The sequence below is a fragment of the Marinobacterium sp. xm-a-127 genome, from assembly GCF_013283425.1.
GTDB lineage: Bacteria > Pseudomonadota > Gammaproteobacteria > Pseudomonadales > Balneatricaceae > Marinobacterium_E.
Genome location: NZ_WBYH01000008.1, coordinates 1 through 15874 on the forward strand (window position 1 = coordinate 1; position 15874 = coordinate 15874).

At 48.6% G+C, this 15874-nt stretch carries 17 protein-coding genes; 2 read left to right on the forward strand and 15 right to left on the reverse strand.

Annotated elements, in window-relative coordinates; translation table 11 throughout:
* Positions 1 to 617: 617 nt before the first annotated feature.
* The 13 genes from rfbD to XMA127_RS11535 form a co-directional block, all read right to left on the reverse strand.
* On the reverse strand, positions 618 to 1568 hold the full coding sequence (gene rfbD / locus XMA127_RS11475; protein ID WP_173483429.1) for a dTDP-4-dehydrorhamnose reductase: 951 nt from the start codon (positions 1566 to 1568) through the stop codon (positions 618 to 620).
* 78 nt (positions 1569 to 1646) lie between these two features.
* Complete coding sequence (locus XMA127_RS11480; RefSeq protein ID WP_173483430.1) at positions 1647 to 2036, reverse strand: hypothetical protein; 390 nt, start codon at positions 2034 to 2036, stop codon at positions 1647 to 1649.
* 6 nt (positions 2037 to 2042) lie between these two features.
* The gene (locus XMA127_RS11485) at positions 2043 to 2768 is read right to left on the reverse strand and encodes a lysophospholipid acyltransferase family protein (RefSeq protein WP_173483431.1); all 726 of its coding nucleotides are present in this window, start codon (positions 2766 to 2768) and stop codon (positions 2043 to 2045) included.
* Between the two features lie 4 nt (positions 2769 to 2772).
* The gene (moaD, locus tag XMA127_RS11490; protein ID WP_173484518.1) at positions 2773 to 3027 is read right to left on the reverse strand and encodes a molybdopterin converting factor subunit 1; all 255 of its coding nucleotides are present in this window, start codon (positions 3025 to 3027) and stop codon (positions 2773 to 2775) included.
* 21 nt (positions 3028 to 3048) lie between these two features.
* Positions 3049 to 3525 carry a cyclic pyranopterin monophosphate synthase MoaC gene (moaC, locus tag XMA127_RS11495; RefSeq protein ID WP_173482231.1) on the reverse strand — a complete coding sequence of 159 codons (477 nt, stop codon included), beginning with the start codon at positions 3523 to 3525 and terminating at the stop codon, positions 3049 to 3051.
* Positions 3525 to 4646 (reverse strand): 1-acyl-sn-glycerol-3-phosphate acyltransferase, encoded by a 1122-nt coding sequence (locus XMA127_RS11500; RefSeq protein ID WP_173482230.1) that lies wholly within the window; start codon positions 4644 to 4646, stop codon positions 3525 to 3527. The genes moaC and XMA127_RS11500 overlap by 1 nt, the downstream gene beginning before the upstream one ends.
* A 133-nt stretch (positions 4647 to 4779) precedes the next feature.
* Positions 4780 to 6399: a TRAP transporter large permease gene (locus XMA127_RS11505; RefSeq protein WP_173484517.1), complete on the reverse strand. Its 1620-nt coding sequence runs from the start codon at positions 6397 to 6399 to the stop codon at positions 4780 to 4782.
* Between the two features lie 12 nt (positions 6400 to 6411).
* Positions 6412 to 7086, reverse strand: a complete 675-nt coding sequence (locus XMA127_RS11510; RefSeq protein WP_371731479.1) for a TRAP transporter small permease — start codon at positions 7084 to 7086, stop codon at positions 6412 to 6414.
* Positions 7087 to 7175: 89 nt separating this feature from the next.
* Positions 7176 to 8165, reverse strand: a complete 990-nt coding sequence (locus tag XMA127_RS11515; RefSeq protein WP_217362123.1) for a DctP family TRAP transporter solute-binding subunit — start codon at positions 8163 to 8165, stop codon at positions 7176 to 7178.
* A 219-nt stretch (positions 8166 to 8384) separates the two neighbouring features.
* Positions 8385 to 9053 carry an energy-coupling factor ABC transporter permease gene (locus XMA127_RS11520; RefSeq protein ID WP_173484516.1) on the reverse strand — a complete coding sequence of 223 codons (669 nt, stop codon included), beginning with the start codon at positions 9051 to 9053 and terminating at the stop codon, positions 8385 to 8387.
* Positions 9054 to 9062: 9 nt separating this feature from the next.
* Positions 9063 to 9488 carry a ribosomal protein S18-alanine N-acetyltransferase gene (gene rimI, locus XMA127_RS11525; protein ID WP_173482227.1) on the reverse strand — a complete coding sequence of 142 codons (426 nt, stop codon included), beginning with the start codon at positions 9486 to 9488 and terminating at the stop codon, positions 9063 to 9065.
* 27 nt (positions 9489 to 9515) lie between these two features.
* Complete coding sequence (locus XMA127_RS11530) at positions 9516 to 10358, reverse strand: hypothetical protein (protein ID WP_173482226.1); 843 nt, start codon at positions 10356 to 10358, stop codon at positions 9516 to 9518.
* Positions 10359 to 10360: 2 nt separating this feature from the next.
* The gene (locus tag XMA127_RS11535; protein WP_173482225.1) at positions 10361 to 11899 is read right to left on the reverse strand and encodes a 2-isopropylmalate synthase; all 1539 of its coding nucleotides are present in this window, start codon (positions 11897 to 11899) and stop codon (positions 10361 to 10363) included.
* A gap of 120 nt (positions 11900 to 12019) precedes the next feature.
* Between XMA127_RS11535 and XMA127_RS11540 the strand changes: the two genes are divergently transcribed.
* A complete protein-coding gene (locus XMA127_RS11540) occupies positions 12020 to 13153 on the forward strand; it encodes a MalY/PatB family protein (RefSeq protein ID WP_173482248.1) in 1134 nt (377 codons plus the stop codon).
* Here the strand turns inward: XMA127_RS11540 and epmA are convergent.
* A complete protein-coding gene (gene epmA, locus XMA127_RS11545) occupies positions 13150 to 14118 on the reverse strand; it encodes an EF-P lysine aminoacylase EpmA (protein WP_173482224.1) in 969 nt (322 codons plus the stop codon). The genes XMA127_RS11540 and epmA overlap by 4 nt on opposite strands.
* 63 nt (positions 14119 to 14181) lie before the next feature.
* Positions 14182 to 14745 (reverse strand): elongation factor P, encoded by a 564-nt coding sequence (efp, locus tag XMA127_RS11550; protein WP_173482223.1) that lies wholly within the window; start codon positions 14743 to 14745, stop codon positions 14182 to 14184.
* A 103-nt stretch (positions 14746 to 14848) separates the two neighbouring features.
* Between efp and epmB the strand changes: the two genes are divergently transcribed.
* Positions 14849 to 15856 (forward strand): EF-P beta-lysylation protein EpmB, encoded by a 1008-nt coding sequence (gene epmB, locus XMA127_RS11555; protein WP_254443150.1) that lies wholly within the window; start codon positions 14849 to 14851, stop codon positions 15854 to 15856.
* The last annotated feature ends 18 nt before the right edge of the window (positions 15857 to 15874 follow it).

Here is a 15874-nt window from a genome sequence, read left to right on the forward strand (position 1 = left end):
CGGATAAGAGGATTTAATCTGCTGACCTTGGTGGTCAACAACGTACCGTTCAAGGACGGTGAGCAAGTACAGGATCAATCAGACAGGAATGCCGCCTGATGCCGTACACCAGATTTGACAATATCTCCTCCCTCATTAAATTTTGTAATTTGGTACAGAAGAAAACATTTACCAAAAAAGAGATTCTTTTTAACGGTAGTACTTTTTACGTCAAACCCAGTAACCACAAGGCCTACAGACAGGTTTGTGTCATGGAATTTTCGCCAAAGGCCTCTAAAACGGAATTTGTACTCAAGTTTGTACACACTTTCCGAGGTTACGCTTGAACATCATTGAAAAGCAAAGAAACGAGAAAAAGACAAAAAGCCTTTAAATTCAGTACGTAGAGATGTGATTGTGGTGTGCAATGAAAGGTGGTTTTAAGCGTTGAAAGGCTGGGCGGCATCAGGGTGGGAGATGATTGCAAAAGTGCGGCGGTTAGCCACTTGATCGTGAACTGCGTTTGACATGAATCGTTCTTCTAGAAAATTGAAAAGAGCCGTCGCTCAGAATTGGCGCGTATTTTCGCTGATTCTAAGCGATTAGACAAACGACTCGACCGTTTTAGAGCAGATTGACTAGGAACCTAGCTCTTCCGCTTTGGTTTCTACCGTCGGTTGAGGCACTTTACTGCCATCTTCACCGTAGATTTCACGAATCAGTCTTTGCAGGTCGACGCGCCATGGACGTTGACGAATACCGAAGGTATTCAAAATCTTCTTACAGGTCAGCACGGATGAAGTTGGGCGTTCGGCCCCCTCCTCTTCTGCGCCAGCCACCGGGCGAATTTTACGAACCGCCAGCTCCTCATATTGGCCAGCAGCAGCGATGATCGCCTCAGTAAATCGGTAGCGCGTTGTGATCTCTGCACCGGAGTAGTGGTAGGTACCCCAGTGATCAGCACCCTCTTCCAACTGTTGGATAATCGCCAAAATTACTCGAGCCACATCATGCGCAGCGGTTGGGCATCCACGTCGATCATCCACCGCTTCAATGGTTTTATACTCACGCGCTTTATCGAGCATTTTGGTCAGATAGTTGACTCCGGACTCACTGAATACCCAGCTGATTCTAAGAATAATGTGTTTAGGTTGATAAGCTCTAACATGCTCTTCACCGCGCAGTTTTGACTCACCAAAGGCTCCTAAGGGAGCCGGCTCATCCAGTTCAGTATAGCCACTCGCATAGTGACCATCGAACACGTAATCAGACGAGATATGGATAATTGGAATACTAAGGTCACTGCAGGCTTTAGCCAGATTAAGAGGCCCATCCGCATTAATTGCAAAGGCTTTGCCTGGGTGGGCATCGGCCGCATCAACCTGATTGAAACCGGCACCATTAAGAACGTAATGTGGAAGTACATCCGCCAATTTGGCTTCAATGGCAGCCGGATCAGTCACATCAAAACTGCGATGGTTGACGGGGATTATTTCGATATTTTCTAGCTTTTCAGCGACACGACAAAACGCTCGGCCAATCTGCCCTTCCGAACCGGTTACTAAAATTCTAATTTTATCGCCGTACAACTCTGAATCACTCCAACAACCATTAATATGAGTTTAAAAAGGGGAAACCGGCAGTGCAACCAGTAATTGCTGCTTCAGTCACACCCTTGCAGGTTGTGACTGCTGTGCGATCATTTCGATCAGAACTTGAGAGGTTAGATAACGCGCTTTGTCATTACTGCGTAAGCTGATAACCGAATCTAGAACATCGCACGCAGCGATTGAGATCTGTTTTTCCAGCAACACTTGAGCAACCTTAGCAAACTGATCACTCGACAGCCGGGTAAAGTCATAGACTTTACTGAGTAGAAGCAGATCGCCCGACTTCAATTTATCCAAAATCTTTAAGAGCTGAATGGGTTCAGAGGTCTCTTCAAAGGCCACTGAATCAAGCTCGATACCGGCCACTCGAGCACTGTCAGCCAATCGAGCCTGAAGCTGGGCTTTACCTTCATCGTCATGTATTGAGGCGTATCCAAACAGTGACATAGATCCTTAGGCTTTGATGCGTGTAAGACTTTCTTCAAGCCAGTCTACAGAATCCTTATGCACTTCTTCAACAGTTCTCTCTGTCGTTTCGATAGGTTTACTTATAAGCACATCAACCGTACCAGGGTGCTTAATAAAACCCTTTCCTGGCCAGAAACGACCCGCATTATGAGCGATGGCGACTAGAGGAACTTCACTGCTCACAGCCAACATAGCTCCACCTTTATTCCAACGACCTAATTCACCCACCGGAAGTCGGGTACCCTGAGGAAAAATAAGGATGGGCACACCCGCAGACAATTTTGCCTTACCTTGGTCCAGCAGTTGTTTTAGTGCGCCTCGACGTTTACTGCGATCAAGAGCGATCGGTTCTAGCAGAGCAAGCGCCCAACCAAAAAATGGGATTTTCAGTAACTCCTGCTTAAGGACCACCACCTGTGGCTGGATCAACAGCTGAAAATAGATCGTCTCCCACTCACTCTGGTGATTAGATATAGCAACATAAGCACCCGATGCAGGGAGGTTTTCTCGCCCCTGAACATTGACCTTAACGCCACAGCAGACTCGTAGCCAAACAATGTAGAAGTTATTGATCGCGGTTACAAAATAGAATCTTGGTTTAAACGGCAGTGCACGAGCAACCACCAGACAGAGTGATGCCCAGACGATCGTCACTGGATAGAAGCCTGCGTAATAGCAGAGCGCACGAACAAACCCAATCAGCTTAGTCACTGCATCAACCCCCTGTCACAGGCGGGAAGAAGGCGACTTCATCACCCTCTTTAATGGGAGCACTTCTATCAGACATCTCATGGTTCACCGCAACCAAAACCGTCGACCCATTAATGGTTGAAGACCACTCTTCCCCGTGCATTGTCGAAAGATGATCAATCAAAGAGTCGACTGAACTGATACCTTCAGGGAGATCTATACTCTCTTCAGAGCGACCGATGCGATCTTTTAAACTGGCGAAATAGACAATTTTTAACATGTAGCTTCCAAAATAGTGCTGTTATTCAGCAATCCAGTGGCCCGATTTACCACCCTTTTTCTCTTGCAGAGAGACTTGATCGATCACCATACCTTTATCGACCGCCTTACACATATCATAAAGTGTCAAACCGGCCACAGAGACAGCGGTCAGCGCTTCCATCTCAACACCCGTCTGGCCACTCAATTTGCAGATCGCGCTGATCTCAACACAGCTCTCTGCTTCATTCGGCGTCAGCTCAACTTTCACACTCGACAGCATCAGAGGGTGGCACATTGGAATGAGGTCGGAAGTACGTTTAGCCGCCATGATCCCAGCAATACGTGCTGTCGCCAGTACATCACCCTTTTTATGACCGCCATTGACGATCATTGAGAGAGTCTCTGGCAACATGGTCACACGACCATAGGCTCTTGCTTCACGGAAGCTAACCTCTTTTTCAGAGACATCGACCATTCGAGCCTGACCCTTCTCATCGATATGAGTAAACTCTGACATCAGTGGCTCTCCGTTTGCGCATTGTTGTAGTTTAAAACCGGTTTAGCGTACATCGCTTTCAAAATATCTTTAGCAGCGCCATCAACCTGACTCAGCCTTGACTCAAGTAACGCCAGCCCCTCATCAGTTGCTTCACCTGCAGCGGCTAGATTGGTGGCATGCAAGCGGTAATTTTGGTGTATCTGACGGTCAATTTCTGCCGCCAGCTCTTCTGCCGATTCAAATTCACCTCGAATAGGCTCACCAAAGCCTACATGAACGCGGCCTTTGTCACCGACAATCCCTTTGACGATACTCTGAATATCTTCGAACTCACTCTTCTCATAAGTTCCGCCCTCAGCTTTGGCAGCCAACTCATTGGCTTTAGCCGAGTCACAAGGGTCTAGTTCGTATGCGATAGATACTGGGACAATATTGAGTCGCTCCACCATCTCAGAGAAGCTACGTTGCTTACGCTGAGACATATAGAACATTTTCAGTAGCGCTGGATCTGTACGATCGTCACCATCTTTCGCACGCCCTTCGCGCTGAGCGATCCAGACGGAATGTCCCGTGGTGACACTGTGATCGATGTAACTAGAGAGCTGAGTTAAGGCCGTCATCATCTCACGTCCTTTAGCAGAACGGTTGACGATAAACGACTTGTTCAAACGCATCAGATCTGACACGTAAGGCTTACGCAGCAGGTTATCACCGATCGCAATTCGGACTGTGTCCATCCCTGCATGGTAGAGCATCCAATTCACGAACGCTGGATCCATAGCAATGTCGCGATGATTAGAGACAAACAGATAAGCATCCTCTTTATCGAGCTTATCCAATCCACTGCAACTTAACTTGGTCGTGGATCGTTTGATCATCTTGTTCATGTAGCTTTCAACAAGCTGTTGAAAATCACGAACGGTATCAACATCACCCATGCGTGCCGCTAGATACTGCTTGACGATGGGCCTTAAAAACCATCCCGCCCAACCTGAGGCTTTAGGAAACTGATACTTTGTAATGGCATCCACAAACTCATTATTGTGGAGGAGATCAAACAGAACCTGACCCACTTCATCATCGCGGTAGGGGCGAATCTCTTTATAGGGGTCGTCGTTGTTAACAGCAGTGTGACTCATAGATATCCAGTGTTATAGCAATAGGCGCTTATTTTAGAGCTTTAAGCGCTAATTAGCACCTGCCATCTACCTAAACAAAAACGGGGAGGGTTCATAGAACCATCCCCGTTTAAAAAATGAGTCGAATTAAGGACTATTTGGTCACTAATTCAGGACCCATGATGCTGTAGGGTAGCCAGGTCGAGATCGCTGGCACATAGGTCACAAGAATCAAGAAGACAAAGAGTACCGCGACAAACGGTGCGGCCGCCTTCACGACACGCGACAAGCTCATACCTGTAATCCCCGAGGTTACAAACAGGTTCAAACCGATCGGTGGTGTGATCATACCGATTTCCATGTTAACTACCATGATAATACCTAGGTGAATTGGGTCGATGCCCAACTCCATGGCAATCGGGAATACAACCGGTGCCACAATAACCAATAGACCGGATGGCTCCATGAACTGGCCACCGATCAACAACAGAATGTTGACTGCAATCAGGAATGACCACCAAGTAAAGCCCACATCGAGCATCCACTCAGTCACGTGCTGGGGAATACGCTCAGCCGATAGAGTGTGAGCGAACAACAGTGCATTGGCGATGATAAACATCAGCATCACTGTGGTTTTGGTACCCTCAAGCATGGTCTTACGGCTCTCTTCACCGAACAGTGATGGGAAGAAGGCTGTAATCAGAGTCACAAAGTTACGTTTCCAGATCGCTAAGCCTGCAACAAAGCAGTGAGCAAAACTCTCATTCATGGCGTGACTGCGCTTAACGGTGTAGAAGATGGTCAAGGCGATACTGACCACAGCACCCCAGATTGCACGCTCGCCAGCGGTTACCGTGCTATCTGGATCCGACGTCGCAAAGAACGACAGGATCATCCAGACTAAGAAGAGTGACACACCATAAACCGAACCACTGAAGCCGACTTTCGCGTGTGGCGCATCCGACTCAAGTACCCATGGCGTGTTTTTCAAAGGCCCCATATCGCGATAGATAAAGAGCGCAACAATAATTGAGTAGACCGCCGCAACAACCGCAGCCTCTGTTGGAGTGAATGCGCCTCCGTAGATACCGCCCATGATGATGACGATCAGGAACAGTCCCCAGAATGCATCCTTACCACCACGAACGATGGTACCGAAACCTTTCCACTCCTCTGCAGGCAGGTTTTTAATACGTGCAACCACGTAGATAGCCAGCATCAGCATACCGCCGGCAATTAGACCTGGAATAACACCAGCCAAGAACATACGACCTACCGACACATCCGTCGATGCCGCGTAAACGACCATAACGATAGAGGGCGGAATCAAGATACCCAAAGTACCCGCGTTTGCGATAACACCCGAAGCGAACTCTTTTGAGTAACCCACTTGGCGCATACCGGCGATAGCAATCGTACCGATCGCGACAACAGTCGCTGGCGATGAACCAGAGAGTGCAGCAAACATCATACAGGCCAATACTGACGCCATCGCAAGACCACCACGGAAGTGCCCCACTGACGCAATCGCAAAGTTAATCAATCGTTTCGCAACACCACCGGTCGACATGAACGACGACGCGATAATGAAAAACGGGATCGCTAAAAGAGTGTAGTGTGTACCCACACCAAACAGCGAAATCGCTACAGACGACAATGAGTCTGTAGAGAAGAAAGTAATAAATAGAATTGAGGATAGGCCTAGCGCCACACCCACAGGAAGACCGATAAAGAGCAGACCCAATACCAGTGCAAATAGAATTAATGCTTCCATCAGTTCAGGCCCTTAATCTTTCAGTGCATCTTTGTGCTCATCAACAAGGTCTTCCGCCTCGTGACCAGCAATGAGGTGATGACGTGCACCGGTCCAAATACCGACAAACGCCTGCAGTGAGCGATAAGCCAACAGAGCCAAACTGATTGGCAGAATAACCAACACCAACCAACGTTGAACACGCTCTTTAACGCCGAACCACTCCATAATGAAGTCAGGCCAACGCATCTCTTCGACACCGATGTTGATCTTGTACATTTTAGCCCAGTACTCAATGGCACCACCGCGGACATCGACGCCCAAGGCTGCCAACCAAGCACTATCAAGAAGAATCAAGGCGTACATCAGCGTTGCAAAAGCTGCAAACAGCGACAACCACTTACCGACCCTGCTAGGTACCGCATTAAGAACGATATCGACACCCAAGTGGGTACCATTCTTAATACCGAAGCTCATCCCCATCAAAATCAGCCATGAGAACATCACCATGCTGAATTCAAGTGCCGCTGACCAACCGGTTCCGAAGGCGTAGCGAGCAATAACCTGACCAAAGGATACGGCCATGATCGAGAAGATGATTAGAACAAGGAAATTCTCTTCCAGTTTTTCCATAAATCTTGGGAAACGTTTCTCTAAGCCCCAGATCACTAGAATAAGAATTAAGAGGTAAAGATGCGGCCACTCCACGTCAGTACTCCAATATGTTGAGCTACATAAGCTCGGGAAAAGGAAAGGACGGGCTCTAAACGAGCCCGTCGATCATCAACCTAAGTTGATTAAGAGTTTGCAGCAGCTTCGATTAGATCAGCACCGATCTTATCTTCAAACTGTTTCCAAACAGGTTTCATAGCGTCAACCCACTCTTTACGCGCAGCATCGTCAAGTGTGTTGATTTTGCCGCCACCCTTAAGGATGTTTTCACGGTTGCCCTGCTCTTTCGCTTTAACTGCTAGGTTAGCTTCGTTAGTCACGTCTTTAGCGATCGCAATGAACTGCTCACGAGCGTCTTTAGGCATAGAGTCTAGGAACTCTTGAGACGTCATGAATAGGTATGCAAGAAGCTGGTGGCTAGTCTCAGTCGTTGAATCTTGCACTTCGAAGAACTTCTTAGTGTAGATGTTTGACCAAGTGTTTTCCTGACCGTCTACAACGCCAGTCTGTAGTGCACCGTAAACCTCTTTAAATGCCATTGGCTGTGGTGAACCGCCCATTGCTGCGATCATCGCTTTAGCAACGTCAGAGTTCTGTACGCGGAACTTTAGACCTTCAGCATCAGATGGTTTTAGTAGTGGTTTGTTGGCAGAGAAGTACTTCATACCAGACATCCAGTAACCTAGGCCTACAAAACCAACATCTTCCATTGCAAGAAGAAGGTCCTGACCAGCATCAGAGTTAGTGAAGCGCATTGCAGCGTCCATATCTTTGAAGATGAATGGAAGGTCGAATACGCCAAACTTAGAAGTGTAAGAACCGAACTTAGATAGTGAAGGCGCTAGGATCTGTACGTCACCTAGTAGAAGCGCTTCAAGCTCTTTAGAGTCACCGAACAGTGTAGAATTTGGGTAAACTTCGATACACATAGTGCCGTTCATTTCAGCGTTTACACGCTCAGCAAGTTTGTTAGCCGCAACCACTTTAGGGTGAGTTGTACCACCAGTAACGTGTGAAAGTTTTGCAACGATCTCGCCAGCGTCACAGTTAGCCTGTGCAGTAGCAGCCGATACAGATAGAGCCAAGGCAGAAAGGCCAAGAGTTAGTTTTTTCATTATTTACACTCCAGTTTGTATTAGGTCACAACGACCTTGTAAAAAGCACTTTTGCAAAGCAGAAAACGTGCCAACAACCTAGATATATATTTATTTTCAACAAGTTAGTGAAAATAAATACAGGACATAAGACTTAAAGGAGGCATTAATGGCGGATGCTCGCCGAAGCTAATCAGCAAGAAGTGGCGGAAAACCGCCACTTAGCAATGCGATGGCTTACTACTGATTGTCGATGTACTTAGCCGCGTCAAATGTACGGATCCAATCGGGATGAAACACCATGACAGCGGTCATAAGAATGCCGTTAATGAGCCCCTCTGGGAACATAATCAACGGCAAGAAGGAGATGTACTCGTGATAAATCGTTTGCCAACTGTGGATACCTGACAAGCCAAGCACAAGCGACAGGGTCAACCCCGAGCTAGCGACTGCAAACCCACCACCAATAAAGGCGGCTAAAAAGAGATAGGCAAAGAAGTTAGGCGGGTATCGTCTCTCGATATATTTAAGAAGCGTGATGGTCAGTGTCGCTGGCACCACAACAATCGCAATTAAATTTATGGCCAGCATATCAAAGCGCTCCACTCCAACTAGAGTGATGCCGAGCATCGCAATCGCGCCAGCCAAGATGGCAAGATCCCAGCCAAACATCAGTGTCAACGCGGTAATACCCAAAAAGTGAACACTCAACCCTTCCGATAGGCCCGCTCTAAAGGTCCAAGTCAACATCAGCAAGACCATAGCGCCGAACAACAGATGCTGAAGTCGAGGCTCAGCCCAAAGCGCTTGAAAAGGCACACGTTTAAAGGCACTCCAGATAGAGGTAACCGCTAAAAGTGCCGCTACCAGATGCCAAATAAGATTGATGTCTAAGATAGGATTTTCCATCTGTTTAATTTACACCGGTCGTGACATTAGGATCGCATCCTCCCTACCCTCTTGACCGATCAGCGGGTAGTAATGTTTACGCAGACCGTCCGTGACAAAACCCACCGATTGATAGAGACGAATCGCCGCCTCATTAGAAGCACGCACTTCCAACATGACACGGCTGATTCCATCCCCAGTGAACTGTTCAAGCTGATCAGTCAGCATCTTCGCCGCCCAACCTTCTCCACGCCGATCAGGCACTACGCCAATGCGGAGCAGTTCCGCTTCATCAAATAACCTTTGGTAGAGCGCAAAGCCGATCGGTTCGTTAGCGTCAAACAGTGTGTAGCAGGGAAAACGATCATCTTGAGATAGATACGTCTGCCATTGAGATTTTGACCAGTAATCAGGAAAGCACTGTTGATCCAGAGCAAACAGTTGATCAATCGTCATCACAGCAGGCATTTCAGAAGATAAACACTAAACCAGTGGCTGAAGATCAGACCAGATCTGCTGTTTAGCGCCAGGCATATTGAGCGCCTGCGAGAGTGATTGGGTCGTTAGATAGTTCAGTCCCGATTGTTGCAGTGGCAGCAGTTGCCCATGAGTCTCATCCACACCTTCACCAACCACCCAATTCGCAAGCCCCTCGCCAAACAGAATAACGGTCTCTAGACCAGACTCTTTCTGCATAAAGCTCAACTGTCGCTGCACATGTTTTCTCGCTTCATGCGGCCCCTGATCCAGGGTTTTACCGGCAAGCATAGGCCACTCAAGCGTAATCGGCAGTGTGATTGATTGTGGTGACTCTCCAAGAGCTTGAACAATGCCCGCCAAAAGACGCTTATGCTTATTGGAGAAGCCTTCGCGAGCACGAATGGGAAGATTATCGATTAGTAGGAGTCGGCCCGCTCGAGCCATAACAATTTTATAACGCGGCGCAGGTTCAAAGCTTCGTTTGACCGAAGTAGTGGGCGATGTTTGAGGCTCTTTAGAACTCTCATCAGCCGTCAACTCAGCAACGGCAGCACGTCTGATGTTAGAAGAACCTACCTCTGCCTCATCGGGAGCGGAGACCTCTAAGGCTTCACCAATCTGAGTAATCGCACGACGCTCAGCATGAGGCTCGACAGGCTTGTGTGCTTGTGGAGCCAACGCCTGCATCACCTCTTCATCGTCACCAAGGAGATCCGCAGGATGAGCAAAGCGATAGACCCAATCAGGCGAAGGCTTTGCTGCTGGCAAGATTTGACGAGGCATCCACTGCTGGATACCAAGCTGATCTAAATAGGCGGCTTGGATTCGAGCCTGCTGAACTGACATGATTAAACCTGTGGGTGCGCTTTTTCCGCGTTAGTATCCAGAAGATTGAGCGCATGGATATAGGCCTTAGCCGATGCAATGATGACATCGGTATCGGCACCTAAACCATTTACGATGCGACCACCCTTCTCAAGACGCACGGTGACTTCACCTTGCGAATCGGTTCCTTCAGTCACGGCATTCACCGAATAGATCAACAGTGTAGAGCCAGAGTTCACCTGTGACTCAATCGCTTTAAAGATAGCATCGACTGGACCACTACCCTCAGCACAGCACGAGTGCTCTTGCCCATCAATACTCACAACTAGATCGGCTTGAGGTGTCTCACCCGTTTGCGATGTCACAGATAGGTTGACCAACTGAAAACGTTCGCTTGACGCTTCGGCACGGCTATTGCTGACCAGCGCCATAAGATCCTCATCAAAGATCTCATGTTTCTTATCGGCTAACACTTTGAAGGCTTGGAAAGCGCTGTTTAGATCAGCATCACTCTTGAACGTAGTACCCAGCTCCTCAAGACGTGATTTAAATGCAGCACGGCCTGAATGCTTACCCAATACCATTTTATTGGTCGTCCAACCGACACTCTCTGCGGTCATGATCTCATAGGTTTCACGGTGCTTCAGTACACCATCTTGGTGAATGCCCGATTCATGAGCAAAGGCGTTAGCGCCGACAATCGCCTTGTTAGGCTGAACAGGGAAACCTGTCACGCTAGACACCAGTTTAGAGGCACCGACAATGTGCTGAGTATCAATATTGGTCTCAAGACCCATAACGTCTTGGCGAGTTTTCAGTGCCATAACGATCTCTTCTAGGGCTGCGTTACCAGCACGCTCACCCAAACCGTTGATCGTACACTCCACCTGACGTGCACCCGCTCCCACGGCTGCCAGTGAGTTGGCGACCGCTAGGCCTAGATCGTTATGACAGTGGACAGAGAAGATCGCTTTATCCGAGTTTGGAATACGCTGAATGAGCTCCCCGATCACCTCAGCAAACTGATGAGGCACGGCGTAACCGACCGTATCAGGGATATTGATAGTACGAGCGCCAGCATCGATCACTTTTTCGATAATACGGCACATAAAATCCAACTCAGAGCGGCTAGCATCTTCTAACGAGAACTCGACATCATCGATCAGATTACGCGCTCGCTTAACGGCATGCACAGCCTGCTCGACAACACGATCAGGCTCCATCTGAAGCTTGTACTTCATATGAATCGGCGAAGTCGCGATAAAGGTATGAATACGACCTTGCGCAGCATTCTTCAGCGCTTCACCCGCACGATCAATATCCGCATCCAAAGCACGAGAGAGTGAACAGACTCGGCTATCTTTGATGTTGTCGGCAATATTTTTCACCGCCTCGAAATCACCAGGACTCGCAATGGCGAAACCCGCTTCAATCACATCAACTTTCATACGTTCAAGCTGACGAGCGATTCGCAGTTTCTCTTCACCGGTCATAGACGCACCGGGACTCTGTTCACCATCGCGCAGCGTGGTATCAAAAATAATAACGCGATCGTTGCTCATAAGGGTCTCCACGAATTTAGGCCGTAGAAATAATTTCTCTAACGGCTCGCTATAAAGAGTAATTGGCCTATGATAGCTTGATGATCGACCAGTAGAAAGGGAAGAGTAGTGAGTGAACCAATGAATGATTTCGATTTTGATCACTTAATTGATCGCCAAGGGACCTGGAGTGACAAGTGGTCTAAATACGCCGGTACAGACATACTTCCAATGTGGGTTGCTGATACCGATTTTCGCTCTCCACAAGCTGTGATTGATGCTTTAAAAACGCGTGTCGATCATGGCGTTTTTGGCTACACCCGCACACCAGAAACACTCAATCAGCTGTTTTCTGAACGCATGCAGCGCCTATACAACTGGACGGTCTCTGCTGAAGATCTAGTCTGGTTACCCGGTCTCGTCTGCGGGCTAAATTTAGCGACCCGCGCTTTAAGCACGGCTGAGCAATCCGTCATCACCGCCCAACCTATCTACCCACCCTTTATGTCCGCTCCCGCTCTCTCTTCGAGGGCGTTGATCACCATTCCCATGAAGGGTCGTGTCATTGATTTTGATGCACTAGAAGAGGCCATTACAGCAGAAACCAGACTGCTACTTTTCTGCAACCCACACAATCCTGGGGGTGGCGTCTACCGCCATGAAGAGCTCGAGAGGCTCGCACAGATCATTATCGATCAGGATCTATTGATCTGCAGCGATGAGATTCATTGCGATCTCATTTTACAACCTGAACTACAGCACACACCGATCGCGAGTTTGAGTGAAGAGATCGCCTCACGCACTGTGACGCTGATGGCGCCCAGTAAAACCTGGAACATTGCAGGGCTGGCCTGCTCTGTTGCGATCATTCAAAACCCCGAATTAAGAGCGCGATTTAAAAAGGTACGCAAGGGCATAGTGCCCGACGTCAATCTACTGGGCTACACCGCGGCAGAAGCCGCCTACTCACAGGGAGACGAATGGAATCGCAAGCAGTGCGAATACCTGAAGGGAAATAGAGACTACCTGATCTCTGAAATAGGCAAGATTCCCGGCTTAAGCATGCTACCTAACGAGGCCACCTACCTTGCCTGGATCGATGCCAATCAGCTTGGCGTCGACAGCCCACAACAACTGTTTGAATCTCAGGGTGTGGGACTATCTGATGGGGAGGATTTTGGTGCACCTGGATTTGTTAGACTTAACTTCGGGTGTCCAAGATCGCGTATTGAGGAAGCGGTTCGTAGGATGAAGCTGGCCGTCGATTCGCTCTAACAGCGCTCAAACCCGAAAGGGACAACCTCTTTGATACTGCTCGCGCCAACTTTGATCATCAGCAACCGATCAAAACCAAGTGCCACGCCGGCACAAGCTGGAATGCCGGATTCTAGGGCCGAGACTAAACGAGTCTCCAGCGGTCGTCGTGGAAGCCCTGAGGATTCACGCTGCTGATCGTCAGCTTCCAGCCGTTCAGCCTGCTCAGCGGGATCTCGCAGCTCCTGATAACCATTCGCCAACTCCATACCGCCCGCATACAGCTCGAAGCGGGCAGCCACTTTGACACCCTGATCATCCTCAACAACCTCAGCCAACGCAGCTTGAGAGGCGGGAAAATCAAATACTAGCACCGGTTCAATGAGTTTCGGCTCAATCAGATGCGACATGACCAGCTCGAGCCAAGTATCTTTGCGATCATCCGTAAAAGGGCACTCAAAATGGGGCTCAAGCAGAGCTTTTAACTGGTCAATGGTCGCTTGATGAGGATCCACGCCCACAAAGCGTTTAAACAGTTCACGATAACTGAGACGCTCCCAATGCTGCGGCCCCAGCACCGCAGTAACCAGAGCCTGAACTTCATCCATCAGCTGCTGCGCACTGAAACGAGGGCGATACCACTCAAGCATGGTGAATTCAGGATTGTGAAGCCGCCCTACCTCGCCATTCCTAAATGCTTTAGCCAACTGATAGATGGGGCCTGAGTCAGCTGCCAATAGGCGCTTCATGGCGTACTCTGGCGAACTCTGCAGGTAGTAACGCTGCTCTTCAGCCCCGGGGTAACTTGAGTAGGAGACTTCAAGTGAATCGATAAAAGGATCACTGACTGCCGCTTGTGACAGACATTGAGTATCCACCTCCATGACACCGCGTTCAGCAAAAAAAGCGCGCACATCAGCCAGCATCTTTGCTCGCTCACGAAGTGTTAAGATCTCTGCTGTAGGTTGCCAGTGATTTCGATTCATACAGACTCCAAAATTAGAACCAAAAACGGCAGCCGAAGCTGCCGTTTCTATTACGAACCCGTGTTAGGCACGGCTTACGTATTCACCGGTACGAGTGTCGATCTTAAGAACTTCACCCTGGTTGATAAATAGTGGCACACGAACCACTGCACCCGTGCTGAGAGTCGCAGGCTTAGAACCGCCCTGAGCCGTATCGCCTTTAAGGCCTGGATCAGTTTCAGTCACTTCAAGCTCAACAAAGTTAGGAGGTGTCACAGCAATAGGGTTGTCGTTAAATAGAGTGATCATCACTTTGTCACCCTCTTTCAACCACTGCGAACAGTCGGCAACGGCTTTCTCATCCGCAGCGTACTGTTCAAATGTGCTTGGCTCCATGAAGTGCCACATCTCACCATCACTGTAGAGGTACTCCATGTCACGATCCATCACATCGGCTGTTTCAGCTGATTCGTTCGATTTGAAAGTACGCTCCCAAATACGACCCGTCATAAGGTTACGAAGACGAACTCGAGTGAACGCCTGACCTTTTCCCGGTTTAACAAATTCAACTTCAACCATGTTACATGGATCGCCGTCGATCATCACTTTCATGCCAGTCTTAAACTGACCACTTGAAACGTTTCCCATCTCTTTTTCCAAATCATTGATTGAATGTTTGACGAGCATTCTACTTCAAAGGAGAATCGGCTCCAACAGATCGTTTACATTCTTGGAAATTTTGGTCACTTCAATGATGCAGCTGTTGGACATTACGCCAAACTCTTGGCAAGACTCACTGAAAAGTGCCATCACCGATCCTAAAGCCTTACTGGAGAGACTGTCCCTACCCAACGAGCTACTCGAACAGGCTCAAGCGGCTAGCCAGCTCTTCCCATTGCGAGTCCCTCTTGAGTTCCTAAATCGCATGGAGCTAGGCAATCCAAACGATCCTTTGCTGAAGCAGGTCCTTCCGATCAGGGACGAGTTTATTCAGGCTCCAGGTTTCACAGAAGACCCGTTAAACGAGAGTGATGCACGCCCGACTCCAGGCGTTGTGCACAAATATAAAGATCGAGCACTGTTGATCTTGAGCGGAGCTTGCGCCATTAACTGTCGTTACTGTTTTCGCAGACACTTCCCTTACTCTGACAACCAGCTTAGTGGGGAGCATTGGCAAAGGGCTCTCGCCTATCTAAAAGAGCATACAGAGTTAAGAGAGGTGATCTTCTCAGGCGGTGATCCACTGGTCACCTCTGATCACCGTTTTTCAAAGATGGTAGCGGATCTTGAAGCCATACCTCATCTCGAACGACTCAGAGTCCACACTCGCCTACCCGTGGTGATTCCATCCAGAGTAACCGATCAACTCAATGACACCTTGCATATTTCAAGGCTCAATTGCGTCGTGGTCCTTCACATCAACCACGCCAATGAGATTGATCAGAGTCTGAGCGACGCCGTCACCAAGCTAAAACAGAGTGGTGCAACCATTCTCAATCAAGCGGTGTTGTTAAAAGGGGTCAATGACAGCGCTGATGAGCAGGTCAGACTCTCACGTGCTCTGTTTAGCGCAGGCATCCTCCCCTACTACCTCTTTCTTTTTGATCCTGTCGCGGGGGCCAGTCACTTTGATATCCCGATTGAACAGGGTAAAGAGATCTTTACGCAAATGCAGAGAGAGCTACCAGGATATCTTGTTCCTAGACTCGCGAAAGAAATTTCAGGCAAAACATCAAAAACCTTGTTAATATCCAGTTAAGGTTTTTGGAGAAAACAA